This window comes from Xanthomonas sp. BRIP62411 (assembly GCF_003993525.1).
GTDB classification, from domain to species: domain Bacteria; phylum Pseudomonadota; class Gammaproteobacteria; order Xanthomonadales; family Xanthomonadaceae; genus Xanthomonas; species Xanthomonas euroxanthea.
The window spans coordinates 137,647-163,159 of record NZ_QEZI01000008.1; the positions used below are offsets into that span (position 1 = coordinate 137,647).

General features: G+C 67.2%; 29 protein-coding genes. 21 read left to right on the forward strand and 8 right to left on the reverse strand.

From position 1 onward, the window contains the following. Positions 1 to 45: 45 nt before the first annotated feature. From EO139_RS04920 to EO139_RS04950, 7 genes are all read left to right on the forward strand, one after another. Positions 46 to 732: a Fe2+-dependent dioxygenase gene (locus EO139_RS04920; protein WP_104583074.1), complete on the forward strand. Its 687-nt coding sequence runs from the start codon at positions 46 to 48 to the stop codon at positions 730 to 732. After that, positions 725 to 1,483: a tetratricopeptide repeat protein gene (locus EO139_RS04925; protein WP_126969568.1), complete on the forward strand. Its 759-nt coding sequence runs from the start codon at positions 725 to 727 to the stop codon at positions 1,481 to 1,483. Before EO139_RS04920 ends, EO139_RS04925 begins: the two co-directional genes overlap by 8 nt. A 5-nt stretch (positions 1,484 to 1,488) precedes the next feature. Then, the gene (locus EO139_RS04930; protein ID WP_119127815.1) at positions 1,489 to 2,127 is read left to right on the forward strand and encodes a PepSY-associated TM helix domain-containing protein; all 639 of its coding nucleotides are present in this window, start codon (positions 1,489 to 1,491) and stop codon (positions 2,125 to 2,127) included. A 20-nt stretch (positions 2,128 to 2,147) separates the two neighbouring features. After that, complete coding sequence (locus tag EO139_RS04935; RefSeq protein ID WP_104583071.1) at positions 2,148 to 2,663, forward strand: DUF2271 domain-containing protein; 516 nt, start codon at positions 2,148 to 2,150, stop codon at positions 2,661 to 2,663. A 173-nt stretch (positions 2,664 to 2,836) separates the two neighbouring features. Further along, complete coding sequence (locus EO139_RS04940) at positions 2,837 to 3,640, forward strand: DUF4198 domain-containing protein (RefSeq protein WP_104583070.1); 804 nt, start codon at positions 2,837 to 2,839, stop codon at positions 3,638 to 3,640. A gap of 67 nt (positions 3,641 to 3,707) precedes the next feature. Beyond that, positions 3,708 to 4,682 (forward strand): FAD:protein FMN transferase, encoded by a 975-nt coding sequence (locus EO139_RS04945; RefSeq protein WP_164739734.1) that lies wholly within the window; start codon positions 3,708 to 3,710, stop codon positions 4,680 to 4,682. After that, complete coding sequence (locus EO139_RS04950) at positions 4,679 to 6,415, forward strand: sulfite reductase flavoprotein subunit alpha (protein ID WP_119127813.1); 1,737 nt, start codon at positions 4,679 to 4,681, stop codon at positions 6,413 to 6,415. The genes EO139_RS04945 and EO139_RS04950 overlap by 4 nt, the downstream gene beginning before the upstream one ends. Positions 6,416 to 6,547: 132 nt before the next feature. Here EO139_RS04950 and EO139_RS04955 read toward each other — a convergent pair whose 3' ends face one another. Next, the gene (locus tag EO139_RS04955) at positions 6,548 to 7,363 is read right to left on the reverse strand and encodes a HutD family protein (RefSeq protein WP_126969991.1); all 816 of its coding nucleotides are present in this window, start codon (positions 7,361 to 7,363) and stop codon (positions 6,548 to 6,550) included. A 476-nt stretch (positions 7,364 to 7,839) separates the two neighbouring features. After that, on the reverse strand, positions 7,840 to 8,214 hold the full coding sequence (locus tag EO139_RS04960; protein ID WP_321186573.1) for a helix-hairpin-helix domain-containing protein: 375 nt from the start codon (positions 8,212 to 8,214) through the stop codon (positions 7,840 to 7,842). Positions 8,215 to 8,371: 157 nt separating this feature from the next. Here EO139_RS04960 and EO139_RS04965 point away from each other — a divergent pair, with 157 nt between their 5' ends. The 4 genes from EO139_RS04965 (at position 8,372) to murU (ending at position 12,093) form a co-directional block, all read left to right on the forward strand. Then, a complete protein-coding gene (locus tag EO139_RS04965; RefSeq protein WP_119131196.1) occupies positions 8,372 to 9,865 on the forward strand; it encodes a M20 family metallopeptidase in 1,494 nt (497 codons plus the stop codon). A gap of 167 nt (positions 9,866 to 10,032) precedes the next feature. Then, complete coding sequence (locus EO139_RS04970) at positions 10,033 to 10,305, forward strand: GlsB/YeaQ/YmgE family stress response membrane protein (protein WP_104583065.1); 273 nt, start codon at positions 10,033 to 10,035, stop codon at positions 10,303 to 10,305. Between the two features lie 58 nt (positions 10,306 to 10,363). Further along, entirely contained in the window at positions 10,364 to 11,386 is a 1,023-nt protein-coding gene (locus EO139_RS04975) for a phosphotransferase (protein WP_126969570.1), read from the forward strand. After that, positions 11,383 to 12,093 (forward strand): N-acetylmuramate alpha-1-phosphate uridylyltransferase MurU, encoded by a 711-nt coding sequence (gene murU / locus EO139_RS04980; protein WP_126969572.1) that lies wholly within the window; start codon positions 11,383 to 11,385, stop codon positions 12,091 to 12,093. Before EO139_RS04975 ends, murU begins: the two co-directional genes overlap by 4 nt. Before the next feature lie 891 nt (positions 12,094 to 12,984). On the opposite strand, the gene hda is transcribed toward murU, so the two are convergent. Genes hda through EO139_RS05005 form a run of 3 tightly spaced genes read right to left on the reverse strand, consistent with a single transcriptional unit; the run spans position 12,985 to position 15,958 of the window. Continuing rightward, positions 12,985 to 13,686 (reverse strand): DnaA regulatory inactivator Hda, encoded by a 702-nt coding sequence (hda, locus tag EO139_RS04995; protein ID WP_104648150.1) that lies wholly within the window; start codon positions 13,684 to 13,686, stop codon positions 12,985 to 12,987. After that, positions 13,683 to 14,849 carry an AI-2E family transporter gene (locus tag EO139_RS05000; RefSeq protein ID WP_104583061.1) on the reverse strand — a complete coding sequence of 389 codons (1,167 nt, stop codon included), beginning with the start codon at positions 14,847 to 14,849 and terminating at the stop codon, positions 13,683 to 13,685. The genes hda and EO139_RS05000 overlap by 4 nt, the downstream gene beginning before the upstream one ends. Further along, the gene (locus EO139_RS05005) at positions 14,846 to 15,958 is read right to left on the reverse strand and encodes a DUF2066 domain-containing protein (protein ID WP_164739151.1); all 1,113 of its coding nucleotides are present in this window, start codon (positions 15,956 to 15,958) and stop codon (positions 14,846 to 14,848) included. Before EO139_RS05005 ends, EO139_RS05000 begins: the two co-directional genes overlap by 4 nt. Positions 15,959 to 15,980: 22 nt before the next feature. Here EO139_RS05005 and purM point away from each other — a divergent pair, with 22 nt between their 5' ends. The 5 genes from purM to EO139_RS05030 all read left to right on the forward strand — a co-directional run bounded on the left by purM (position 15,981) and on the right by EO139_RS05030 (position 19,857). Next, entirely contained in the window at positions 15,981 to 17,114 is a 1,134-nt protein-coding gene (gene purM, locus EO139_RS05010) for a phosphoribosylformylglycinamidine cyclo-ligase (RefSeq protein WP_206515071.1), read from the forward strand. A gap of 14 nt (positions 17,115 to 17,128) precedes the next feature. After that, entirely contained in the window at positions 17,129 to 17,587 is a 459-nt protein-coding gene (locus EO139_RS05015; protein ID WP_126969574.1) for a hypothetical protein, read from the forward strand. Positions 17,588 to 17,623: 36 nt separating this feature from the next. Next, positions 17,624 to 18,277, forward strand: coding sequence for a phosphoribosylglycinamide formyltransferase (gene purN / locus EO139_RS05020; RefSeq protein ID WP_126969576.1), 654 nt, complete (start codon positions 17,624 to 17,626; stop codon positions 18,275 to 18,277). A 65-nt stretch (positions 18,278 to 18,342) separates the two neighbouring features. Further along, positions 18,343 to 19,170 carry a DUF3108 domain-containing protein gene (locus EO139_RS05025; protein ID WP_119131190.1) on the forward strand — a complete coding sequence of 276 codons (828 nt, stop codon included), beginning with the start codon at positions 18,343 to 18,345 and terminating at the stop codon, positions 19,168 to 19,170. 3 nt (positions 19,171 to 19,173) lie between these two features. Next, positions 19,174 to 19,857, forward strand: coding sequence for a DUF3108 domain-containing protein (locus EO139_RS05030; RefSeq protein ID WP_115677656.1), 684 nt, complete (start codon positions 19,174 to 19,176; stop codon positions 19,855 to 19,857). 210 nt (positions 19,858 to 20,067) lie between these two features. Here the strand turns inward: EO139_RS05030 and EO139_RS05035 are convergent, their stop codons facing one another. The 3 genes from EO139_RS05035 to EO139_RS05045 all read right to left on the reverse strand — a co-directional run bounded on the left by EO139_RS05035 (position 20,068) and on the right by EO139_RS05045 (position 22,007). Beyond that, positions 20,068 to 20,391, reverse strand: coding sequence for a hypothetical protein (locus EO139_RS05035; RefSeq protein WP_104583055.1), 324 nt, complete (start codon positions 20,389 to 20,391; stop codon positions 20,068 to 20,070). Further along, positions 20,388 to 21,662, reverse strand: a complete 1,275-nt coding sequence (murA, locus tag EO139_RS05040; RefSeq protein ID WP_104583054.1) for a UDP-N-acetylglucosamine 1-carboxyvinyltransferase — start codon at positions 21,660 to 21,662, stop codon at positions 20,388 to 20,390. Before murA ends, EO139_RS05035 begins: the two co-directional genes overlap by 4 nt. A gap of 117 nt (positions 21,663 to 21,779) precedes the next feature. Next, complete coding sequence (locus EO139_RS05045; protein ID WP_104543115.1) at positions 21,780 to 22,007, reverse strand: BolA family protein; 228 nt, start codon at positions 22,005 to 22,007, stop codon at positions 21,780 to 21,782. 53 nt (positions 22,008 to 22,060) lie between these two features. On the opposite strand from EO139_RS05045, the gene EO139_RS05050 reads away from it, so the two are divergent. From EO139_RS05050 to lptB, 5 genes are read left to right on the forward strand one after another with little or no spacing between them, the layout of a single operon-like run. Further along, positions 22,061 to 23,062, forward strand: coding sequence for a KpsF/GutQ family sugar-phosphate isomerase (locus EO139_RS05050; protein ID WP_104583053.1), 1,002 nt, complete (start codon positions 22,061 to 22,063; stop codon positions 23,060 to 23,062). Positions 23,063 to 23,111: 49 nt separating this feature from the next. After that, positions 23,112 to 23,660, forward strand: a complete 549-nt coding sequence (locus tag EO139_RS05055; RefSeq protein ID WP_104583052.1) for an HAD hydrolase family protein — start codon at positions 23,112 to 23,114, stop codon at positions 23,658 to 23,660. Continuing rightward, the gene (gene lptC, locus EO139_RS05060; protein ID WP_104583051.1) at positions 23,657 to 24,232 is read left to right on the forward strand and encodes an LPS export ABC transporter periplasmic protein LptC; all 576 of its coding nucleotides are present in this window, start codon (positions 23,657 to 23,659) and stop codon (positions 24,230 to 24,232) included. The genes EO139_RS05055 and lptC overlap by 4 nt, the downstream gene beginning before the upstream one ends. Continuing rightward, entirely contained in the window at positions 24,210 to 24,758 is a 549-nt protein-coding gene (lptA, locus tag EO139_RS05065; protein ID WP_104583050.1) for a lipopolysaccharide transport periplasmic protein LptA, read from the forward strand. Before lptC ends, lptA begins: the two co-directional genes overlap by 23 nt. After that, on the forward strand, positions 24,758 to 25,477 hold the full coding sequence (gene lptB / locus EO139_RS05070; protein ID WP_016904606.1) for an LPS export ABC transporter ATP-binding protein: 720 nt from the start codon (positions 24,758 to 24,760) through the stop codon (positions 25,475 to 25,477). The genes lptA and lptB overlap by 1 nt, the downstream gene beginning before the upstream one ends. Positions 25,478 to 25,513: the final 36 nt, after the last annotated feature.

Genomic DNA, 25,513 nt, shown 5'->3' on the forward strand with positions numbered 1-25,513 from the left:
TCCGGCACGCCGCCCGCACGGTGCGGGCGGCGTGGAGATCTGCCCATGTTGCTGCCCATTCCCGATGTCCTCACCCCCGCACAACTCGGCGAGTTGCGGGCACGGCTGGACGCAGCCGACTGGGCGGACGGCCGCATCACTGCCGGCCATCAGTCCGCGCAGGCCAAGGACAACGCGCAGTTGCCCGAAGACAGCGCCATTGCACGCGAGGCCGGCGCACTGGTGCTCGAGGCGCTCGCGCGCAACAGCACGTTCTTTTCGGCGGTGTTGCCGCGGCGCATCTATCCGCCGCTGTTCAACCGCTACAGCGGCGGGCAGTCGTTCGGGTATCACGTCGACAACGCGATCCGTTACGACCGCAGTCGCGGCGGCGCAGATCCCATCCGCACCGACGTCTCCGCCACCTTGTTTCTCAGCGACCCGGACAGCTACGACGGCGGCGAGCTGGTGATCGAAGACACCTACGGCACGCAGTCGGTGAAGCTGCCGGCCGGGCACCTGGTGATCTATCCCGGCACCAGCCTGCATCGGGTGATGCCGGTGACCCGCGGCGCCCGCGTGGCGTGTTTCTTCTGGACGCAAAGCATGTTGCGCGACGATGCGCAGCGGCGCCTGCTGTTCGAACTGGATGTGTCCATCCGGCGGCTGACCCAGGACACCCCTGGCCATCCCTCGCTGATCCAGCTCACCGGCGTGTATCACAACCTGTTGCGGCAATGGGCCGATGTCTGAGCCCGCACTGGACCCCACGCAGCTGATCGACCTGCTGCGCACCCACCCCGATCGCGCGATCGCATGGCTGCGCAAGGCCGCCGAGCGCCAGGATCTGGCGGCGCAACTGCTGCTCGCGCAGCTCTACGCCGAGGGCCGCGGCATCCCCGCCGATCCGGCCATGGCCATGCTGTGGTACGAGGTGGCTGCCAATGCCGGGCATGCGGAAGCGATGAACCAGTTGGGGCGTTGCCATGAACTGGGCTTCGGCACCGCGTGCAACGAGGTGCTGGCGGCGCTGTGGTATCGCCGCGCCGCCGAGCATGGCCTGGATTGGGGCATGTACAACCTTGCGCATCTGTACGGCTCCGGGCGTGGCGTGCCACAGGACCACGCCCAGGCGCTGGCGCTGTACCGCACGGCCGCCGAACGCGGGCACGCCAAGTCGATGAACTTTGTGGCGCGCTATCTCGACCAGGGCCTGGCCTGCACCGCGGATCCGATCGCTGCGCGCCACTGGTATCGCCGCTCTGCGGAAGCAGGCGATTTTCGCGGCCAGGCCAGTTACGCCACCTTGCTCGCGGATGCCGGCGACCTCGATCAGGCCGAGCGCTGGATGCGCCGTGCGATCGCCGGCGGGCATGCCGGCTTCCTGCAACAGCTCACGCCGTTGCTGGCGGGTGCAACGCACCCACGTCTGCGCGCGTTGCTGAGCGAAGTGACCGCGCGGCAATCGCAGTTGCAGCCGTCGCCGGCAGCGGACGTGGCCTGAGCGGCATGGCCACTTCCAATGACACCCTGGCCAGCACGCAGCAACGCCGCGGCTTCTGGCTGCGCATGCTGCATCAATGGCACTGGATCAGTTCGGCGCTGTGCCTGATCGGCATGCTGCTGTTCACCATCACCGGGCTGACCTTGAATCACGCCGCGCGCATCGAAGCCAGCCCCTCGACCGAACACCGCACGCTCACGCTGCCGCCGGCACTGCTCAAGTCCCTGGGCACCCGCGAAGATGGCGACGCCCCGCTGCCGCCACGCGTGGCGCACTGGCTGGGGCGCGAGCTGGAGATCAGCATCGGCACGCGCAACGGCGAATGGTCGGCCGACGAGGTGTACCTGGCGCTGCCGCGCCCCGGCGGCGATGCGTGGCTGAGCCTGGATCGCAACACCGGCGCGATCGAATACGAGCGTACCGGGCGCGGCGCCATCGCCTATCTCAACGACCTGCACAAGGGCCGTAACGCAGGGCCGGCCTGGGGCTGGTTCATCGACGTGTTCGCCATCGCCTGCATGGTGTTCTGCATCACCGGGCTGTTCCTGCTGCATCTGCATGCGCGCCAGCGCCGCATGACCTGGCCGCTGGTCGGCCTGGGCCTGCTGGTTCCGTTGCTGCTCGCCCTGCTGTTGATCCACTGACCTTTCTACCGGAGACGATCATGCGCGCCACCCTGACCATTGCCCTGAGCGGCCTGCTCGCCATGCCGGCATACGCGGCCACGCTCGACATCAACGTCGAGATCCCCAAGCTCAACGTCGCCGAGTACCACCGCCCGTATGTGGCGATCTGGCTGGAAGGCGCGGACCAGAAGGTCGCCGCCAACCTGGCGGTCTGGTATCAATCCAAGGACACCGCCGAAGGCCACGGCACCAAGTGGCTGCCGGACCTGCGCCAGTGGTGGCGCAAGAGCGGGCGCACCCTGGAGGTGCCGGTCGACGGCGTCACCGGCCCCACCCGCCCGGCCGGCGCGCATGCGCTGTCGTTCTCCGACACCAAGGGCACGTTGAAGTCGCTGCCGGCCGGCCAGTACACGCTGGTGGTGGAAGCCGCGCGCGAGGTCGGCGGCCGCGAGCTGGTCAAGGTGCCTTTCAGCTGGCCGGCAAAGGCGCCGCAGAGCGCCAAGGCCAGCGGCAGCAGCGAACTGGGCGCCGTCAGCCTGGTCGCCAAACCGTGACACCTGGCGTCGGCCGGTGGCGCGGGCCGCTTGCGTCCCTGCCCCGCTGGCGCCCGCTGCAGCCGCTTCAGCAGATCGTCTCCCGCTTTTTTGTCCCACGCATCCAGCCAGCGCAGCGACGCGCGCTGATCAGACACGTGCCCACCGCCCTTATCGTCCTTCAAGGAGTTGTCATGCAACGTTCGCTCGTCCTGGTCGCCCTGCTCGCCGCACTGCCGGTCAGCGCACTCGCCCACAAGGCCTGGTTGCTGCCGTCGCAGACCGTCATCGCCGGTGAGGCCCCATGGATCACCGTGGATGCGGCGGTCTCCAACGACCTGTTCTACTTCAACCACGTGCCGCTGCGCCTGGACAAGCTGAGCATCACCGCACCCGATGGCAGCGCGCTCACGCCGGAAAATCCGGCCACCGGCAAGTACCGCAGCGTGTTCGACCTGCAGCTCACCCAACCCGGCACCTACAAGCTGAGCATCGTCAACGCCGGCCTGTTCGCCAGCTGGAAGGAAGACGGCAAGCCCAAGCGCTGGCGCGGCGACGAAGCCCGCTTCGCCACCGAGGTGCCGAAGAACGCGCAGGACCTGCAGGTCTCGCAGTCCTTCAATCGCGTGGAAACCTTCGTCACCCGCGGCGCGCCGACCACCACCGTGTTCAAGCCCAGCGGCAAGGGCATCGAGCTGGTGCCGGTGACCCATCCCAACGATCTGGTCGCCGGCGAGGCGGCGCAGTTCACGCTGCAACTGGACGGCAAGCCGGCGGCCGGGCTGGAGATCGAGATCGTGCGCGGCGGTACCCGCTATCGCGATGCGCAGAACGAGATCAAGCTCACCACCGATGCCAAGGGCGGCTTCAGCGTGACCTGGCCGGAGGCCGGTATGTACTGGCTGGAAACCACCACCGAAGACAAGAAAACCTCCCTCCCGCAGGCCAAGCAGCGCCGCCTGGGCTATGTCGCCACGCTGGAAGTGCTGCCGCAGTAATCTGCCGGCACGCGGCAGGAGCGCGCACAGCGTGCATCCTGCCGCCCCATCTTCATACGATCCGTCCATGCCCGTACCGTCTTCCTCCGACCACGCCATTGCCACGCTCGGCGGCCGCAGCATGGGCACCACCTGGAGCGTGAAGCTGGTGGCGCCGCGCGGACGCGATCTGCACCCCTTGCATGCGAGCATCCAGGCCGCACTGGACCGCGTGGTTGCGCAGATGAGCACCTGGGAAGCCGATTCGGATATCAGCCGTTACAACCGCGCACCGCCAGGCAGCTGGCACCGCCTGCCCGACGAATTCCACGCGGTGCTGAGCGCCGCACTCGAGATTGCACAGGCCAGCGATAGCGCCTTCGATCCCACCGTCGGCCCGATGGTCGAGCTATGGGGTTTCGGCGCTGCCGGCGGGCGTCAGCGGGTGCCGACAGCGGAGGCGATCGCATTGGCCAGCCTGCGCTGCGGCTGGCAGCGCCTGCAGCTGGATGGCAGGCGCGTGCTGCAGCCGGGCGCAGCGGCACTGGATCTGTCCGGCATCGCCAAAGGGTTTGGTGTGGACTACGTGCATCGCGCCTTGCTGCAGTCGGGGATCGACAGTGCCTTGATCGAGGTCGGCGGCGAATTGTTCGGCTACGGGCGCAAGCCCGATGGCAGCGTATGGCGCGTGCTGGTCGAATCGGCCCCCGACGAAGATGCCGGCACCGCGCTGCCGGCACGCGTGCTGGCACTGGAGGGGCTGGCAGTGGCCACCTCCGGCGATCGCTGGCACCGCTTCGATGCCGATGGCACGCGCTATACACATACCTTCGACCCACGCAGCGGCACGCCCGTTCCGCATGCCCCCGCGGCGGTCACCGTACTGGCTCCCGATGCGATGCAGGCCGATGCCTGGGCCACCGCGATGACCGTGCTCGGCGTCGCTGTCGGTCTTGCCCATGCACGCAAGGCGGACCTGGCCGTGCGATTTCTGGTGCGCAAGGACGGCATTCTGCTCGAATCCATGAGCCCGGCGTTCGAACGCCACCTGTCCGCGTCATGAGCAGCGCCACCTCACGCGTGTGGCTGGGCAATGGGCTGGTTCTGCTGGCGCTTGCCGGCGTCGTCGGCTGGCTGGGCGGCTTGCATGACGGCACATGGTGGAGTGCACCCACGCCGCAGCGCTGGCAACTGGCGGCTCTCGGCCTGGCGCTGTATCTGGGCCTGTGCACGGCCGTGCTGCTGCGTGCGCGCACGCGTGTTGGCGCACAACGCGCAGACGCCAGCGGTGTGTTGATCGTCTGGGCAAGCCAGACCGGATTCGCGCGCGAACTGGCGCAACGCAGCGTTGCCGCGCTGCGATCGGCAGGCGTCGGCGCGCATGCGCTGCCGATCGAGGCCGTCGATCGCGATCAAATCGCACGCGTGCCGCGGCTGTTGTGCATCGTCAGCACCACCGGCGAAGGCGATGCACCCGACCACGCGCAGTCGGCCGAGCGCAGTTGGCTTGCCGACGACGCGCAGGATCTGACTGCCGTGCAGTACGCGGTCCTGGCCCTGGGCGACCGTGGTTATGCGCACTTCTGCGCGTTCGGCCGGCGCCTCGACGATCGCCTGCAGGCGCGCGGCGCCACGCGCCTGTTCGAGCGCATCGAGGTCGATAACGCCGACCCGAACGCACTGCAGCACTGGCAACGCCGTCTGGCGGAACTGGCGCCCGCCCTCGCGACGCAATCGGACTGGAGCCTGCCGACCTACACCGCCTGGCAGCTATGCCAGCGCATCCACGTCAATCCCGGCAGCGCGGGCGCACCGATTTACCGGCTGCGCCTGGTGCCATGCGATGGCGCGTTGCCGCACTGGAGCGCAGGCGACATCGCGGAGATTGCACCGCGTAACACACCGGACGCGGTGGAGTCCTGGCTGCAGCGCAACCAACGCGATGGCGCGCAGCATATCGACGGCCGCCCCCTGCGCGACTGGCTCGGCGGCGCGCAACTTCCCGTCGATGCCGATGCCGCTCTCGGTATCGATGTGGGTGCCGGTGCCAGTCCCGATGCAGAAGCAGAAGCCGGAGGCGAAAGTGGCCCAGGTGTGGGTACGAATACAGAGGCGGCTGCAGGCATAGCTACAAGGACAGGCCTGAGCTCAGCAATGGACGCAGAAGCAATGGTGCGCCGCCTGGCCGCCCTGCCCCATCGCGACTACTCGCTTGCCTCCATTCCCGAGGAAGGCCATGCCGAACTGCTGGTGCGCGAGCACCGGCACGCCGACGGCAGCCTGGGCCTGGGTAGCGGGTGGCTCTGCGTCCATGCACCGATCGGCGCAGCCATCGCGCTGCGCCTGCGCAGCAACCCCGGCTTCCACCCGCCCGCACCCGAGCAGCCGATGCTGCTGATCGGCAACGGCACCGGCATCGCCGGTCTGCGCGCGCATCTGCGTGCACGCATCGCGACCGGCGCACGTCGTAACTGGCTGCTGTTCGGCGAACGCAATGCCGCGCACGACGCGCTGTACGCCGACGAGCTGCAGCAGTGGCAGCAGGATGGCTGGATCGAACGCCTGGAACTTGTCTACTCGCGCGATCGGCAACAGCCACCGCATTATGTCCAACACGCACTGGCCGCAGCCGCCGACCGCTTGCGTCATTGGATTGATCAAGGCGCCTGCATCTACGTTTGCGGCAGCCTGCGCGGCATGGCACCGGAGCTTGACCGGACCCTGGATGCCATTCTCGGTGCCGAGGTCAGACAGGAACTGCTACGCAACGGCCGCTATCGCCGCGACGTGTATTGAACCCTCGGGTGTAGCGCTGCCAACAGCGATCAACGCAGCGACGACCTGGCAGCCAGGCCAGCGCGCCCGTTGCTGCAATCCGCATCATCGATGCCTGCGGTGGCTGTGCGCTCACCGCATAAGTGAAACGCCCTAGACCGGACTCACCCGGATCGCCAGCAACTCGCCGCCACCATCGAGCACATAGCGGGTGCGCGTGGAGGCACTCAGCCATGCGGTATCGCCGGCAGCCAACGGTGGCAAGCCGCTGTCGCGTCCAAAGCTGGCCTGGCCTGCGAGCAGATGAATCGCCCAGGCGCTGCCCGGATCGGCGAAAAACAGCATGGTGCCGACCACCGGCCGATGCAGCAGTTGGGTCTGCAGCAGATCGCGCCGCCACATCAGATTGAAATCCTGGGTCGGCCCGTCGAGCAGCGTCGCATGTACCCTTTCTTCGCCTGCGAATCTGACGCGCTGGTACGGCGGCAGCAATGTCCAGCTGCGATGATTGCCGCCAGCAGCACCGATGCCACCATCGCCTCCAGCATCATGGCCGCCACGCCCAGCGCCACCGCCCTCATTGTCGCTGCCGCTATCGTTTTTGCCGCCAGTGTCGCCGCCAGTCGCAATAGGAGTAGCAGTAGCAGTAGGAGTAGGAGTACCAATGCCTGCACCTGCACCTGCACCTGCACCTGCACCTACACTTCCACCTGCACTTCTGTCGCAGCCAGCATCACCAAACTGCAGCCGCATGCCATTGCCATGCAACAGCACCAGCTCGCGATCGATGCCTGGGAATGCGGAAAACACCGCATCCTGTTCGATCTCGGCGATCGACAAGCGTAGCGCCCACGCGTCGGCATCGCCGAGGCACAGGATCTCGCGCGTCCAGCCCAATTGATTGCGCCACCGCTCGCGGCGGTAGTCAGTGGCCGGAATCACCCGGCTGCTCAGGTCTGTGGGCTGCATCGGTGCATTGTGCCTGAAGCGCTGCGGTGGTCCGTCTTCCCCCGGCTCAGCGCGCCAGCGTATCGACCGGGCCCCACGACAGATGCGGGCAATACCATCAGCCAATAATGCTGGGCACGTGCTGGCAACCAGCAATCACCTGCGAGATGCCGCTGAGCAGACAGAGGCCTGCAGTTGAAACGTATGCCATAGGCTGACGGTTGACCAGCGGAGTGAGCCTACCGCCAGGAGCAGAGCGCTACGAGTGGCCCACTGCATCACTCATTTCCGCCGCACCACCGGCGTCCCCGGAATGGCCACGCGCACCAGCCCATCCGCGCCGAGTCCCCACAACGAAAAACGCCCGGCTGCACATCCAAGTGCAACACCGGGCGATTCCACGTCCTTGTCGGCTTCCAGCCATCCCCCGGACATCCTGTCCAGTTAGGTTGCGGCCACGCATCCTCGCGTCGAACCGTATCTCGGATCCTTTCCCCTTAACGCCGTCCCACCGGTTTCACCGCCGCCCCCTTGGCAGCCTTCTTGGCGGGAGCCATCGTGGCTCCTACTTCGATCAGGTCGCGATTCCGTTCGACCGTCTTGAGTCCGATGCCCTTGACCAGTGCCAGTTCCTCGGCACTTTTGAAGGGACCGTTTGCCTGACGGTGCTCGACGATTGCCTCGGCTTTTGATCGCCCGACATTCGTCAGCACCTTGTCCAATTCCTCAGCAGACGCGGTGTTGATATCGACCTTGTCGAGTGCATACGCATTCGAGGACAACAGCAACGCCAGTAGCAGGGACTTCAGGACTACGGTAAATGACCTCATTGCAACGCTCCTTGTGGCTTGGGTGATGGTCCTAGCCAGCATTCCTGCCGGCGGGGCCAGTGTCCCGCGCCACATGCAGCAATCCTATCGCCAACGAACTTTTCACACAGCCGGTGAACTGCGCGCCGGCTTGTAGGGAAATACCTACCCCCAGGCACGGGCGTAGAATGTGCCGTTACGCCACGTATTCGGAGCCTCCATGGACAGCGCCAAGATCGACCAATTCATCAGCGACACCTGGGACCGCGAGATCGTCCCGCAATTGGTCGATTACATCCGCATTCCCAATAAATCGCCGATGTTCGACGCCGACTGGGTCGCGCACGGCTACATGGAGCAGGCCGTCACCCTGATGGAAACCTGGGCGCGCGCGCAGGCGATCGAGGGCATGCAGGTCGAGGTGGTGCGCCTGGAAGGCCGCACGCCGTTGATCTTCATCGAGATTCCGGCCACCGGCACCGAATCCGGCGACGACACCGTGCTGCTGTACGGCCACCTGGACAAGCAGCCGGAAATGACCGGCTGGGATGCCGACCTCGGTCCGTGGGAGCCGGTGCTGCGCGACGACAAGCTGTACGGGCGCGGCGGCGCCGACGATGGCTATGCAATTTTCGGTTCGCTGGCGGCGGTGCTGGCGCTGCGTACCCAGGGCCTGCCGCATGCGCGCTGCGTGGTGCTGATCGAAGCCTGCGAGGAATCCGGCAGCTACGACCTGCCGGCCTATGTCGATCATCTGGCCGCACGCATCGGCAAGCCGTCGCTGGTGGTGTGCCTGGATTCGGGCTGCGGCAACTATGAGCAACTGTGGTGCACCACCTCGCTGCGCGGGCTGACCGGCGGCAACCTGAGCGTGAAGGTACTGGAGGAAGGCGTGCATTCGGGCGATGCCTCCGGCGTGGTGCCGTCCAGCTTCCGCCTGCTGCGCCAGTTGCTGTCGCGGATCGAGGACGAAGCCAGCGGCCGCATCCTGCTGGACGGACTGCACGTGGACGTGCCGGCCGAACGGCTGGCGCAGGCCAAGGCCGCGGCGGCGACGCTGGATACCGCCATCTTCGACAAGTTCCCGATGGTCGAGGGCCTGGTGCCGATGCATGACGACCTCACCGAGCTGGTGTTGAACCGCACCTGGCGCCCGGCGCTGTCGATCACCGGTGTGGACGGCATGCCGCCGCTGGCGTCGGCCGGCAACGTGCTGCGTCCGCAGACCGCAGTGAAGCTGTCGCTGCGGCTGCCGCCGACCGCCGACGGCAAGGCCTGCGGCGAACTGCTCAAGGAAGCGCTGCTGCGCGATCCGCCCAATGGCGCCCAGGTAACGCTGGAGCTGGAAAAGGCCTCGTCCGGCTGGAATGCGCCGGCGATGGCGCCGTGGCTGGAAAAGGCCATCGACGACGCCAGCCTGGCATTCTTCGACAAGCCGGCGATGTACATGGGCGAAGGCGGCTCGATCCCGTTCATGGGCATGCTGGGCGAGAAGTTCCCCGGCGCGCAGTTCATGATCACCGGCGTGCTCGGCCCGCATTCCAATGCGCATGGGCCGAACGAGTTCCTGCACATCCCGATGGGCAAGCGGGTGACGGCCTGCGTGTCCAAGGTGATTGCCGAGCATCACGCCGCCTGCCTGCGCGGCGAGACCAGCGGCTCGCCGGTGGCGGCCGACAGCGGCACCCGTCATGGCGGGCATGGCTGCTGCTGATTGATGCCTGGGCCGCCCCGCGCATGTCGGGCGGCCCAGCGCCTCGCCATGCGCTGCGGCGCACGCATGGATGCAGCCCCAACGCCATGGCGACAGCCAGCGCGGCACACGTGGTCGCGGCGGCGGCGAATGCTAGTCTGCCGATCCCCCTCCCCTCAGTGCCTGCGATGAACACTCTCTTCGGTAGCGACAGCTGGCTTTACATCATTCTGGTCGGCTTCGTGGTCGGGCTGCTGGCCCGTTTCATCACCCCTGGCACGCAGCGCCTGGGCTGCCTGCTGACCATCGTGCTGGGCATCGCCGGTGCACTGGTCGCCAGCTGGTTCGGCCGCTACATGGGCTGGTACCACGCCGGCGAACCGGCCGGTTTCCTCGGTGCGTTGCTGGGTGCGATCGCAATCCTGGCACTGCTGCGGCTGTTCAGCGGTAGCAAGCGTTGATCGAACCTGCGTCGTTTTCGACCAGGCTGCGCCTCACTTCACGACACAGCATTCACCCATGACGTCATCGTTGACTCCAGATACCGCGCGCGCTGCGCTCCGCCTGCAATGGGCGCAGCATGCGTTGAACGCCCCTGAGGTCACGCTGCAACGTGCCTCGGTCGATGCGGGATTCCGCAGCTACTGGCGTACCCAGGGACGCGGCGTGGACCACATCCTGATGGATGCGCCACCTGCACTGGAAAATGTGGCGCCCTGGTTGCGCATGCACGCCCTGCTCGGCCAGCACGGCGTGCGGGTGCCGCAGGTGCTTGCACAGGATCTTGAAACCGGCTTCCTGCTGCTGGAAGACCTGGGCGTGCCGACCCTGGCGCAGGTACTGACCGACGCCAATGCCGACGCGTTGCTGGATGCTGCGATCACTCAGTTATTGCTGCTGCAGCGCATTCCGCCACCTGCCGACAGCGGCGAGTTCGGCGAGGCGCTGCTGCAACGCGATGCCGGCCTGTTCGAAGAATGGTTCCTCGGCCGCCACCTCGGCTTGCAGCTGGACTGCGGCCAGGCCGAGCAACTGCAGTTGGTGCAGCGCCGTTTGATGGACAACGCACTGGCGCAGCCGCGCGTGTTCACCCATCGCGATTTCATGCCGCGCAATCTGATGCCGGTCGGCGACGGGCCGGCGGTGCTGGATTTCCAGGATTGCGTGATCGGCCCGATCGCCTACGACCCGATCAGCCTGTTCAAGGACACCTCGGTGAGCTGGCCGCTGGCGCGCGTGGATGGCTGGCTGGAGCGCTACCACGCACGTGCGGCAGCGGCGGGGCTGCCGGTGCCGCCGCTGGCGCAATTCCTGCGCGATGCGGACTGGATGGGCGTGCAGCGGCACCTGAAGAATCTCGGCATCTTCTCGCGCCTGAGCCATCGCGACGGCAAGCATTGGTATCTGGATAACGTGCCGCGTTTCATCGCCTATCTGGACGAGGTGTTGCCGCGTCATCCCGACCTTGCGCCGCTGGTCGGCCTGCTGGAAAAGCTGGTCAAACCTGCCCTGGCGGCACGCTCCGCACAGGCCGGCGCATGAAGGCGCTGATCTTTGCGGCCGGGTTTGGCGAGCGCATGCGTCCATTGACCGAGCGCACGCCCAAGCCGCTGCTGTCGGTCGGCGGCACACCGCTGATCGTCTGGCATCTGCGCAAGCTGGCCGCACTGGGCGTGGACGAGGTGGTGATCAATACCTCGTGGCTGGCCGACCAATTTCCGCAGGTACTGGGCGATGGCAGCGCGTTCGGGCTGCGGCTGACGTATTCCTTCGAGGGCGCCACCCCGCTGGAAACCGGCGGCGGAATGCTGCATGCATTGCCGTTGCTGGGCGATGCGCCGTTCCTGCTGGTCAACGGCGATATCTGGACCGATTTCGATTTCGCGCGGCTGTCGGCCGCGCCGGCGGGCCTGGCGCAGCTGGTGCTGGTCGACCGCCCCACCTATGCAGCGCGCGCAGACTTTGCGTTGGATGCCGATGGCAAGGTGCGCGCGGACCTGCCGGCGACGCTCACCTATTCCGGCATCGGCATGTATCGACCCGCACTGCTGCGCGACTGGCCATCGGTCATCGGCCAGCTGCCGGAGCCCAGCGGCGCGTCACCACGGTTTGCGCTGGCGCCAATCCTGCGCGCGCAGATGGCGGCAGGGCTGATCGATGGCATCCACCATGCCGGACGCTGGACCGATGTCGGCACGCCGCAGCGATTGGCAGAGCTGGATGCCCAATTGCTGCGCGACGGCGGCTGAACGCAACCAAGCGCTGCAACCGGCCAGCCGCGCATCGTGCGTTGCTTGCGCCACGCACACCGACCATCTCGATGGTCCTTGCATCCAACCCGATGCGCGCCGCTCCTGCTGTTATCCATGCGCACCAACCCTCTCGACGGGTCCTTGCCCGCCACCGTCGCGGGACCCTGAGCGGCATGGATGCCGCGCCGGAGCCTACATGGACGTACTTGCGGCGTGTCCCGCGATGGTGGGCGGACAAGGACCGCGCAGCAAACTCGCAGCGCCGAGGGCGCGGCGCCCCCACCGCACCAGACAGTGCGCTGATTGTTTACTGGAAGCCCTGCACATCGCCCCTCTCGACGGGTCCTTGTCCGCCCACCGTCGCGGGACCCTGAGCGGCATGGATGCCGCGCCGGAGCCTACATGGACGTACCTGCGGCGTGTCCTGCGACGGTGGGCGGGCAAGGGCCCTGCAGCAAACTCACCGCATCGAGGGCGCGGCGCCCTTACTGCTTGCGGGACACGCCGTGAACCCATTCCTGGGGACCGTGTGGCGGCATCCATGCCGCTACACGGTCCCGCAACCGGCGAGGACACCGCACTAGACAGGTTGCTGGTTGCCGCGAGAAGAGCCCTGCGCACCAACCAACGTGACTGGTCCTTGCCCGCTCACCCTCGCGGGACCCTGAGCGGCATGGATGCCGCGCCGGAGCCTACACGGACGTACTTGCGGCGTGTCCTGCGATGGTGGGCGGGCACGGGCCCTGCAGCAAAGCTACAGACCATCCGCTCTGCAAACTCTGGGCCTCGTGCTTCAAGTGCCTGGACACTGCGGATGGATGTGCTGATGGGAAGCGCAAAGCAGCCTCCACCTGCCAAGCAATGAGCAGAGTAATTCTATCGGCCGCTCTAAGAGCCCCGATCCTCAAGCACCCGCCGCAGGAACGGCACGGTGATGCGGCGCTTGGCAGCCAGCGATTCGCGATCCAGCCGGTCCAGCAATGCCACCAGCCCGGCCAGTTCGCGTTCGCTATGGGTCAACAGCCAATCGATTGCTGCCTCGTCCAGCGCCAGCCCGCGCCGTTGCGCACGATCGCGTAATACGGCCGCGCGCCCGGCATCGTCGAGCACCGGCAGGCTGATGCGGATGCACTGCGACAGCCGCGAGCGCAGGTCCGGCAACACCAAGGCCAGGCCATCGGGCATCTGCCGCGCGGTGTACAGCAAGGTGGTGCCGGCAGCGCGCGCGCGGTTGTGGAAATCGAACAGCGCCACTTCGTCGTCGCGCTGCCCGGCGATGCTTTCCACACCATCCAGTGCGACCAGGCTGCGTCCTTCCAGCGCCTCGAGCGCATCGCGCAACCGGCCAGTGGCCGCGTGCAGGGGCAGGTACGCCGGGGCACGCCCGGCCTGTTCGGCGGCCGCGCACAACGACAACGCCAGATGCGTCTTGCCGGTGCCAGCGGGGCCGGACAGATACAGCCAGTCGCTCACCTGCCCGGCCGCCAATGCCTGCAGCTGCGACAGCAGGCCATCAGGCGCGGCGATGTAACTATCGAATCGCTGATCGGGCGGCGCGCGCAACGCCAGTGGCAACTGCGGAACACTCACGAGCGATCCGTGTCCTTGCTTGGGTCGATGATCACGCTGCGCTCGGGCGTGGACTGCAGCACGATGCCGGCGCGCTCGCCCGCATACAGATCGCTGCGCGTGTATTGCTCATGCGCATAGCGCAGCAGCACATTGGCCACCGCCGCCACCGGCAGTGCCAGCAGCATGCCGAGAAAGCCGAACAACTGGCCGCCCGCCATCACCGCAAAGATCACCGCGACCGGATGCAGGCCGATCTTGTCGCCGACGATGCGCGGCGTCAGCACATAGCTTTCCAGCAACTGGCCGACGGTGAACACCACGCCGACGCCGATCAGCAACTTCAGGTCGAAGCCCTGCGCCTGCACCACGGCCGCCAGCAGGGCGAGCACGATGCCGGTGGTGGCGCCCAGATACGGAATGAAGCTGATGAAGCCGGCGATGATGCCGATCAACAGGCCAAGATTGAGCCCGATGATGGACAGACCGGCGGCGTAGATCGCCCCCAGCGCCAGCATCACCAGGAACTGGCCGCGGATGAAGCCGCCCAGCACGTCATTGGATTCCAGTGCGAGCCGGCTCACGGTACCGATGTAGGCACGTGGAATGACCGCAGCCACCCGCTCGACCAGGCGATCCCAGTCGCGCAGGAAGTAGAACGCCAGAATCGGCAGCAACGCCAGGTTGATCACCCAGGTCACCATCGCAAAGCCGGAACGCTGCACGTAGCCGAAGAAGGTCTTGGCGGCGCCGCCGGCCTGTTCCCAGTGGCTGCGGATCCAGTCGATCAGGCGCTCCGGGTCCAGCCAGCCCATCAGTTCCACGCCGGTCTTGGCTTCCAGCCACGGAATGGCGGTGCTGATCGCCCAGGTCCGCATCTGCGGCAGCGCGTCGATCAGGGTCATGATCTGGCGCTCGATCATCGGCACCAGAATCATCAGCGCCAGCACGAACAGCAGCAGGGCCAGCACGAACACCAGCACCACCGCGATGTTGCGCGAGCGGCCGGCGCGTTCGATGCGATCCACCAGCGGATCGCCCAGCCAGGCCAGCAGCAACGCCAGCACGAACGGCGTCAGGATCGGCGACAGCAGCGAGACCACCCACAACACGCCGACAGTCACCGCCACCCATTTCAGGCGACGCAGAAACAGGGCGATTTCGGCTTCGGGAGTCAAGGTCATTTCAGGCGGTACTCGGCGTGCTCGTTTTCGAGAATGATCGGGCCCTCGGTCGGCACCGACACGGGTACCAACGGGCTGTTGTCGCCGAGCATACGGTTGAGGCCGGAAATGCCCGTGAGCAATTCCAGATCCACTTCCATGCGGTCGCCGTTGGCGCTGACCGGGCGGATGCTGCGCACCACCGACACGCCCTGCAGCGCGGCGGAGACGCGCAGATAGTCGTCGGCGCTGCCGATCCCGGTGATCACCGCGCGGTAGACGCCGGGCACACCTGAATCCACGCGCTTGGCGTAGCGCTTGACCAGGGCATCGGCCGCGCCATCGGCACCGGCGGCCATCGCGCGACGCGCATCGCCGTCGCTGCTGGTCCAGCTGGACAGCACGTTGCCGTTGTCGACGAAGACCCAGTCGGCGGTCCAGCCGGCGTCATTGCGGTAGAGCTTGCCGATCAACTGCATCGGCGGGCTGTACTTGGCCGATGCGCGCGCCACCGCCGCGGTGTCCTTGCGCCAGATCGCGCCGGCCAGCACCTGCTCGGCGGCCGCACCGCCGGGCAGGCCGAGCCGGTAGCCGCGCTCGATCGCCCGGTCCAGCACGCTGCGCGCGGCATTGGCCTGCGCCACGCCGACCAGGCGCGGGCCGCTGCCGTCGTCGATGGCCAGCCACAGCACCGGCTTGGGCCGCGGTAGCGGCCACACCGGCAGCCCCAGTGCGGCGATCAGGCCATCCACGTCGGACTGCCGGAAGCGCGCCACCAGCACGGTGCGGAAGGTCGGCGCCCCGGTGCGCGAGGTGCCCTGGTCCTGACGGTAATCGTAGTTTTCGACATAGCCCGGCGCGCCGCGCAGTGCCTGCGAGACGCCTGGGCGGCTCATCACCCCGCGGTCGCCGGAGACCTTGCCCAGCACCGCACCGAGCGCGCGCGCCAGCGCGCCGGGGCGATCGGACTCGCTCTGGCTGTTGACCGGCACTTCGGCCTCATAGGCGCTTTGCGCCTTGGCGACGTCGCCTTCGGTGCGTAGATCGGCCTGGGCAAAGGCTGGCGCGAGGGGCATGGCGACCACGAGGGCGAGAAAGAAAGCGAGACTGCGGCGCATCGACGGTTCCATGACGTAAGCGTATCCGGGTGAATTGTTGCCCGAATGGGACGCCAGCGCCAACGTGGCTGCTAAAATCGCCGCCTTTACAGCCGAGCCCTCCCCGCCCGTGACCAGCCCAACGCCTTCCAATCCCTCGCCCATGACCTACCGTGAGGCAGGTGTCGACATCGACGCCGGCAATGCGTTGGTCGAACGCATCAAGCCGCTGGTCAAGCGCAGCTTCCGGCCGGAGGTGATGGGTGGCCTGGGCGGGTTTGGCGCCTTGTTCGACCTGTCCGGCAAGTACCGGGAGCCGGTGCTGGTGTCCGGCACCGATGGCGTCGGCACCAAGCTCAAGCTGGCCCAGCAGCTGGGCCGGCACGACACCATCGGCATCGACCTGGTCGGCATGTGCGTCAACGACGTGCTGGTGCAGGGCGCCGAGCCGTTGTTCTTCCTGGATTATTTCGCCACCGGCAAGCTGGACGTGGAGACCGCCGCGGCCGTGGTCGGCGGCATCGCGCGCGGCTGCGAGCTGTCCGGCTGCGCCCTGATCGGCGGCGAAACCGCCGAGATGCCCGACATGTATCCGCCGGGCGAGTACGACCTGGCCGGCTTCACCGTCGGGGCGGTGGAAAAATCGCAGCTGCTGGACGGCGCGCAGGTGCGCGCCGGCGACGTGCTGATCGGCATCGCCTCGTCCGGCCCGCATTCCAATGGCTACTCGCTGATCCGCAGGATCTACGAGCGTGCCGGCGCCCCGGCCGAGCTGGTGCTGGACGACGGCGTCAAGCTGATCGACGCGCTGATGGCGCCGACCGCGCTGTACGTCAAGCCGATCCTGGCGCTGCTCAAGTCGCATGGCGACAGCATCCACGCCATGGCCCACATCACCGGCGGCGGGCTGACCGAAAACATCATCCGGGTGATCCCCGACGGCCTGGGCCTGGACATCGACGCCACCGCCTGGACGCTGCCGCCGGTGTTCGCCTGGCTGCAGCGCGAAGGCGCGGTGGCCGATGCGGAAATGTGGCGCACCTTCAACTGCGGCATCGGCTTCGTGCTGGTCGCCGCACCCGAACAGGCCGTCGCGCTGGAACAGGCACTGGAGGCGCAGTCGCTGGCGCACTGGCGCATCGGCCAGGTGGTGCCGGCGCAGGGCGATGAGCGCGTGCGGATCGGTTGACCGAGGAGACCTGCATGGACGCTGCCCCACACGCACTGCCGGCACAGGCCAGCGCTGACGATCTCCAGCACCTGAAACTGCTGTCGATCTTTCACTATGTGCTGGCCGCCATCACCGCCCTGTTTTCGCTCTTCCCGTTGATCCACCTGTTCATGGGCATTGCGATCGTCACCGGGCACCTGCCCATGACACAGACCAGCACGGATGCACCACCGATGGATCCGCGATTGTTCGGCTGGTTCTTCGTGGTGTTCGCAGGTGTGTTCATTGTCTGCGGCCTGACGCTGGCAGCGTTCATGGCCTACGCCGGCCGCTGCATTGCCCAGCGCAGACGGCACCTGCTGTGCCTGATCGTGGCCGGCATTTCCTGCTCCTTCATGCCGTTCGGCACCGTCGTCGGCGTGTTTACGCTGGTGGTGCTGCTGCGCCCCCAGGTCAAGGCCTTGTTCGCTCCCACCGCCACTGCAGCGTGACGCGCACTGCCCCATGACATCAGCGAATCCCACCGCATGAGCCTGCGCCTGGCCGTGCTGGCCTCCGGCCGCGGCAGCAACCTGCAGGCCATCCTCGATGCCATCGCCAGCGGCAGGCTGCCGGCCGAGGTCGTGGGCGTGTTTTCCGATCGCCCACAGGCGCCGGCCCTGCACAAGGTCGATGAGGCACTGCGCTGGAGCGCCAGCCCGCGCGACTTCGCCGACCGTGCCGCCTTCGACGCCGCGCTGGGCGATGCGATCGCCGCCGCGCGGCCGGACTGGGTGATCTGCGCCGGCTACATGCGCATCCTCGGCGAGCCGCTGGTGCGTCGCTTTGCCGGGCGCATGCTCAATATCCACCCCTCGCTGCTGCCCAAGTACCGCGGCCTGCACACCCACGCCCGCGCACTGGAAGCCGGCGACGCCGAACATGGCGCCAGCGTGCATCTGGTGGTGCCGGAACTGGATGCCGGCACGGTGATCGCGCAGGCGCGCGTACCGGTACTGCCCGACGACAGCGCCGAGCAGCTGGCCGCGCGCGTGCTGGCGCGCGAACACCCGCTGCTGCTGGCCACCCTGGACCTGCTTGCCAGCGGGCGCGTGGACGTACATGGCGATGGCGTCCACATCGACGGTCAGTGCCTGTTTACGCCATTGCGACTAGAGTCCGCTGACACCGCACTCGCCTGAATGCGGATACGCCCTCCTCATCCTGTCTCGGACATCCTGGCGGCCCCGTGCCTCGCTCTCAGCGCATGAAACCCCTCCCGATCGCCACCGCGCTGTTGACCGCAGTCCTGCTTGTTCCGGCCGGTGCCGGCCGTGCGCAACAGGCCGCTGCAGTGCCTGCGCCAGCTGCCGCCGCTCCGGTCGCGGCGCCGCCGACGGCGCCTGCATCTGCAGCCGCCCTGCCTGCCAGCAGCTGGACGCCGCCGCCACTGCAGCCCTTCGTGGCCACGTACCAGGCGTTCTACCGCGGCAAGGAAGCCGGCGATGCCACCATGCAGGTCAGCAACGGCGAAGGCAGCCAGTGGCGCATCGACATGTCGGTACGCGGCCGCAAGGGCTTTGCCAGCATTCTCGGTCTGAACCTGGAACAGAGCACGGTGTTCCGCGTCGATGGTGGCACCTATGTGCCATTGAGCCAGAGCACCGTGCGCAAGGCGATGTTCTTCGGCAAGAAGGTCACCGGCGTCTACAACTGGCAGACCGCCAGCGCCCAGTGGGACGGCGATCTGAAGAAGGAGCGCCAGCAGCCGATTCCGCTGCAGCGCGGCGACCAGAGCGCGCTGTCGCTGAACCTGTCGCTGATGCGCGACGCGCAACCCGGACGCAGCCTGAGCTATCGCTACGTGGATGTCGGCCGGGTGCGCAAATACGACTACAAGGTCGCCGATGCCACCGAGGTGGTGCAGGTCGGCGACCTGAGCTACGACGCGTTGCGCGTGTACCGCGTCAACAGCGGCGACAACGAAACCATCCTCTGGATCGCCAACGGGGTTCCCACGCCGGTGCGCATCCTGCAACGTGACAAAGGTGAGGATCAGGTCGATCTACGCCTGGTCGAATATCAAGGAGCCTGACCCATGCACACCGTTTCCCGCACCTGTTCGCTGATCGCCGCTGCCGCACTGGCCGTAGCCAGCCTGCCCGCGTTCGCCATGCAGCCGTTCCAGGCCGATTATTCGGCCAACTACATGGGCATGCAGGCCAACGGCACCATGACCCTGGCCGCCGCCGGCGCCAACCAGTGGCGCTACACGCTCACCATCCAGAACCAGCTGGCCAACCTGACCCAGAGCACGGTGTTCGAAGAGAGCAACGGCCAGCTGCGCCCGGTCAGCAGCAACGACACCTCGTCGATGATGGTCAAGCGCCGCAACGTCACGGCCAACTACGACTGGAAGACCAGCCAGGCCACCTGGGGTGGCGACATCAAGCCGGACCGCCGGGGCCCGGTGAAGTTGCAGCCCGGCGACATGGATGCCCTGCTGATCAACCTGGCGATCACCCGCGACCTGGCCGCCGGCAAGCCGCTGAACTACCGCATGGTCGACGAAGGCCGCATCAAGCCGATGAGCTACAAGGTGGTCGGCAAGGAAACCATCACCGTCAACGGCAAGCAGGAACAGGCGACCAAGGTGTCGCGCGTGGACGGCGACAAGGAATTGATTGCCTGGGTAGTCAAGGACCTGCCGGTGCCGGCGCGCCTGCTGCAGAAGGAAAAGGGCCAGGACGCGCTGGACCTGACCATCAAGGCGTTGCGCTGAGCGCCCGGCGCGCGTCGTAGGAGCGTGCCCGCGCGCGACGGGGCGTTATCGGTCATGCGCCGTCGCGCGCAGGCACGCTCCTACCAGGTCGTGGGAGCTGCTCGGCAGCCGCCCTCCGACTGCAATAAAAAGCCCGGCTGAAAGCCGGGCTCTTCATTTCGATCAGGCGCGGTGCGGAATCTCCGCAGCAGGCAGAGACACGTTCACCCCTCAGGGCTTTGCCGCGGCCTTGTCGTCGCCGGTGCTGAACACCGTGCGGCAGTCCACGCGAATCTGCTGGTCATTCTTGCGCCAGTAGAACAGGTCGCAATGGCGCTTGCCTTCGACGGTCTTCTTCACCGCCACCGCATAGAACGACTGCGCGATCTCGTCGCGGCTGGCAGTGCCGTCGTTGTTCCAGTCCATGTCCTTGAACTCGACACCCTGGGTGATCGCCATGCCGACCGACCAGGCGTAGGCCAGCCACGCCAGGATCAGCACGATCACGCCGAGCAGGATCTTGCGCCGGGTGGTGAACCGCCCGCGCAGGATCATGCGCTGCGCCGGATGGTCGCGCCCAGCGCCCCCAGCTTCTCCTCGATGTTTTCGTAGCCACGGTCCAGGTGGTAGATGCGGTCGATGCTGGTGTCGCCGTCGGCCACCAGGCCGGCCAGGATCAACGACGCCGAGGCGCGCAGGTCGGTCGCCATCACCGGCGCGCCGCTGAGACGCTCGGCGCCGCGCACGATCGCGGTGTGGCCTTCGACCTGGATGTCCGCGCCCAGGCGCAGCAGCTCGTTGACGTGCATGAAGCGGTTTTCGAAGATGGTTTCGTTGATCACGCCCACGCCATCGGCCACGCAGTTGAGCGCCATGAACTGCGCCTGCATGTCGGTGGGAAACGCCGGATACGGCGCGGTGGTCAGGTTGACCGCGCGCGGGCGCTTGCCATGCATGTCCAGCGTGATGCTGTCGGCGGTGGTGGTGATGGTCGCGCCGGCTTCGGTGAGCTTGTCCAGCACCGCGTCCAGGGTGTCCGGACGGGCGCGGCGCACGGTGACGCTGCCGCCGGTCATCGCCGCGGCGACCAGGAAGGTGCCGGTCTCGATACGATCCGGCAGCACCGCATGGTGCCCGCCGCCCAGGCGCTCGACGCCCTGCACCACGATGCGCGGCGTGCCGGCGCCCTCGATCTGCGCACCGAGCGCGATCAGGCAGTCGGCCAGGTCGGTGACTTCCGGCTCCATCGCCGCGTTTTCCAGCACGGTGGTGCCGTCGGCCAGCACGGCCGCCATCAGCACGTTCTCGGTGCCGGTGACGCTGACCATGTCGAACACGTAGCGGCCACCCTTCAGGCGCCCATTGCTGGTGGCCTTGATGTAGCCGTTTTCCACGCTGATCTCCGCACCCAGCGCCTGCAGGCCCTTGATGTGCTGGTCGACCGGGCGTGAGCCGATCGCGCAGCCGCCGGGCAGCGACACTTCGGCGGTGCCGTAGCGCGCCAGCAGCGGACCCAGCACCAGGATCGAGGCGCGCATGGTCTTGACCAGCTCGTAGGGCGCGACCTGGTGGGTGACCGAGCGCGGGTCGACCAGGATCGAGCGCCCCTTGGCCAGCGTGCCTTCGTCGATGGTCACCTCGGCGCCCAGCTCGCTGAGCAGCTTCACCGTGGTGATCACGTCGTGCAGGTGCGGCACGTTGCTGATCTCCACCGGCGCATCGGCCAGCAGGGTCGCGCACAGGATCGGCAGCACCGCGTTCTTGGCGCCGGAAATATTGACTTCACCATGCAGCGCTTGGCCGCCGGTCACTACGATTTTTGCCATGGGAGCTTGGGGAATCCGAAAAGGGACGTCGGGGAAATGTAAGGGGTCGCCAGGAGTCGGCCGGCACTTGGCAGTCGGGGCGGGGGCGCAGCCCGATCGGCCAGGATCGACTGACGCTCAGCCTTCGTCGGGGGTCAGCGTCTTGAGCTGCAGCGCGTGGATCGCCCCACCCATCAGCTCGCCCAGGGTCGCGTAGACCATGCGATGGCGCGCCAACGGCGCCTTGCCGGCGAATGCGGGGCTGATCACGGTCGCCTCGAAGTGCACGCCGTCGTCGCCGTGCACCTCGACGCGGGCTTCGGGCAAGCCGGATTCGATGAGTTTACGGATGGTTTCGGCGTCCACAGGGCGTTTCCTCATAAAATGAGCGCACATTCTACTCTTCACCCGAGTCCCGCATGGCCGTCTCGCACCTGCCCTCCGCCACCGTCAGCGATGCCAGCCTGGTCGCCAGCGGCCAGCGCGTGCTGGAGATCGAGCGCGAGGCGCTGGCCGGCGTGGGCGCGCGGATCGGCAGCGACTTCGCCGCGGCCTGCCGGCTGATACTGGCCTCGCGCGGGCGCGTGGTGGCCACCGGCATGGGCAAGTCCGGGCATATCGCGCGCAAGATCGCTGCCACCCTGGCCTCCACCGGCACGCCGGCGTTCTTTGTCCATCCGGGCGAGGCCGGGCACGGCGACCTGGGCATGATCACCGAGGCCGACGTCGTGCTGGCGCTGTCCTATTCGGGTGAATCGGACGAGGTGCGCATGCTGTTGCCGGTGCTCAAGCGCCAGGGCAACCCGATCATTGCCATGACCGGGCGCCCGAGCTCGTCGCTGGCCCAGGCCGCCGACGTGCACCTGGATGTGAGCGTGTCCGCCGAAGCCTGCCCGCTGCATCTGGCGCCCACCTCCAGCACCACCGCCTCGCTGGCGATGGGTGACGCGCTGGCGGTGGCGCTGCTGGACGCGCGCGGCTTCACCGCCGACGACTTCGCGCGCTCGCATCCGGCCGGCAGCCTGGGCCGGCGCCTGCTGCTGCACATCACCGACGTGATGCACGCCGGTGATGACCTGCCGCGCGTGCGCGAGGACGCCAGCCTGAGCGAGGCGTTGATGGAAATGAGCCGCAAGCGCCTGGGCATGACCGCGGTGGTCGATGGCCAGGACCGCCTGATCGGCCTGTTCACCGACGGCGACCTGCGCCGCGCGCTGGACAGCGACATCGACGTGCGCAGCGCCGGCATTGCGCAGGTGATGACGCGCAATCCCCGCACCATCGGCGCCGACCAGCTGGCCGCCGAAGCCGCGCGGCTGATGGAGGATTACAAGATCAACGGCTTGATCGTGGTCGATGCGCAGCAGCGCGCGGTCGGCGCATTGAACATTCACGACCTGTTGCGCGCCAAAGTGGTTTAACAGGTTCAGTTTTCTACCGTTGGAACCCCGTTCTCACCGATCCGTGCCGATGCCCTATTCCCCTCTGCAGCACCTGCCAGCCGACATCACCGACCGCGCCGCGCGTATCCGCCTGGCCTGTTTCGACGTCGACGGCACCCTGACCGATGGCCGCCTGTACTACGACCATGCCGGCAACGAGAGCAAGTCCTTCAATGTGCTCGACGGCCAGGGGCTCAAGCAGCTCGACCATGCCGGCATCCATGTCGCGCTGATCACTGCGCGCGCCAGCCTGTCGGCGGAAAAGCGCGGCCAGGATCTGGGCCTGCACGTGCAGATCGGGGTCAAGAACAAGCGCCTGGCCGTGCTGGCCTTGTGCCAGGAGCACGGCCTGTCGCTGGACCAGGTGCTGTTCATGGGCGACGACCTGCCCGACCTGCCGGCCCTGCTGGCGGTCGGCCTGCCGGTCGCACCCGCCAACGCGCACCCGTGGATCGCTGAGCGCGTGCAGTGGCATACCCGGGCACGTGGCGGCGAAGGTGCCGCGCGCGAGGTCTGCGACGTCGTGCTGGCCGCGCAAGGCCAGATCGAGGGCATCATCGAAAGGTTTTCCGCATGAGCTGGAACTGGCGCACCACCCTGGGCGTGGTGTTGTTGGCCGCTGCGGTGGTCTCCGGCTGGTCGGCCTGGCAGCAGCGCGCGCGCCCGGTTGCGGCGGCGGTGGACGATTCGCGCGCCGATTACGTGCTGCGCGATTTCGAACTGATTGCGCTGGACAAGGAAACCGGCAAGGAATCGATGACGCTGCGCGCGCCGGAGATGCATCGCAACCGCGCCGATCGCACCTCCGAGGTCACCACCCCGGTGTTCCTGTTGCCCGACAACACCAATCAACCGTGGACGCTGCGCTCCAAGACCGGCTGGATCAGCCCCAAGGGCGACGAGTTGCGCCTGCGCGGCGATGTCGAGGGCGACAGCCCCACCGGCGGCGCGACCCCGCCGACCACGTTCCGTACCCAGAGCCTGGACGTGTTCCCGCAGCAGAATCTCGCCAAGACCGCTGCCCCGGTGAGCATGAGCCGGCCGGGTATCATGCAGAGCGGGGTCGGCTTCGAGGCCGATCTCAAATCACGCCAGTACAAGCTCCTTTCCCAGGTCAAGACCCGTTATGAACCGAATGCTGCCCGCTAAGCTGGCGTTTGCCGCGCTGCTGCTGCCTGCCCTTGCGATGGCCAAGACCAGCGACCGCAATCAGCCGATGGCGATCGACTCCAATGCCAACGACTGCAACATGCTCGACGACAGCGGCAAGTGCCGCTTCAGCGGCAATGTGGTGATCACCCAGGGCACGCTGGAAATCCACGCCGACACCGCCGACATCTTCCAGAAGAATGGTCAGACCGACCGCGTCGTGCTGACCGGCAAGCAGGCCACGCTGAAGCAGCAGATGGACGACGGCGCGATGATGAACGGCCAGGCCGACAACATCGAGTACCAGGTTGCCAACGAAGTCATCGTGCTGACCGGCAACTACAAGGTCGACTCGCCCAAGGGCACCAACGCCGGCCAGCGCATGGTCTACAACACCAAGACCGGCAACATGCAGAGCGGCGGCGACGGCAGCCGCGTGCGCACCATCATCCAGCCGAAGACCGCGGCGCCGGCGGCCGCAACGCCGGCCGCCAAGCCCGCGGCCAAGCCGCAGGGGAAGAAGTAATGCTGGTCGCCACCGGTCTGCGCAAGAAGTACAAGCAGCGCGAAGTGGTCAAGGAATTCGGCCTCACGCTCGAGGCCGGCGAAGTGGTCGGCCTGCTCGGCCCCAACGGCGCCGGCAAGACCACCTGCTTCTACATGATCGTGGGCCTGGTCGAGGCCGATGCCGGACGGATCGAGCTGGACGGCCGCGACCTCACCGCCGAGCCGATGTACGCCCGCGCCAAGCTTGGCGTCGGCTATCTGCCGCAGGAGCCCTCGATCTTCCGCAAGCTCACCGTGGCCGACAACATCCGCCTGGTGCTGGAGCTGCGCGAAGAGCTGGATGGCGCCGGCCGCGAGAAGGAACTGGTCTCGCTGCTGGAAGAACTGCAGATCACCCACGTGGCCGACCAGCTGGGTGCCAGCCTGTCCGGCGGCGAGCGGCGGCGGTGCGAGATCGCGCGCGCGCTGGCGGCCAAGCCGCGCATGATGCTGCTCGACGAACCCTTCGCCGGCGTCGATCCGATTTCGGTCGGCGAGATCCAGCGCATCATCATCCACCTCAAGGAACGCGGCATCGGCGTGCTGATCACCGATCACAACGTGCGCGAAACCTTGGGAATCTGCGATCGCGCGTATATTCTCGCCGAGGGGGGCGTACTGGCGCAGGGGGCACCAGATGCGCTGCTAGCCAATCCCGACGTCCGTCGCGTGTATCTGGGGGAAACTTTCCGCCTTTGAGCGCGTCGCCGCGCCATCGATTTTCCCAGTCAGTGC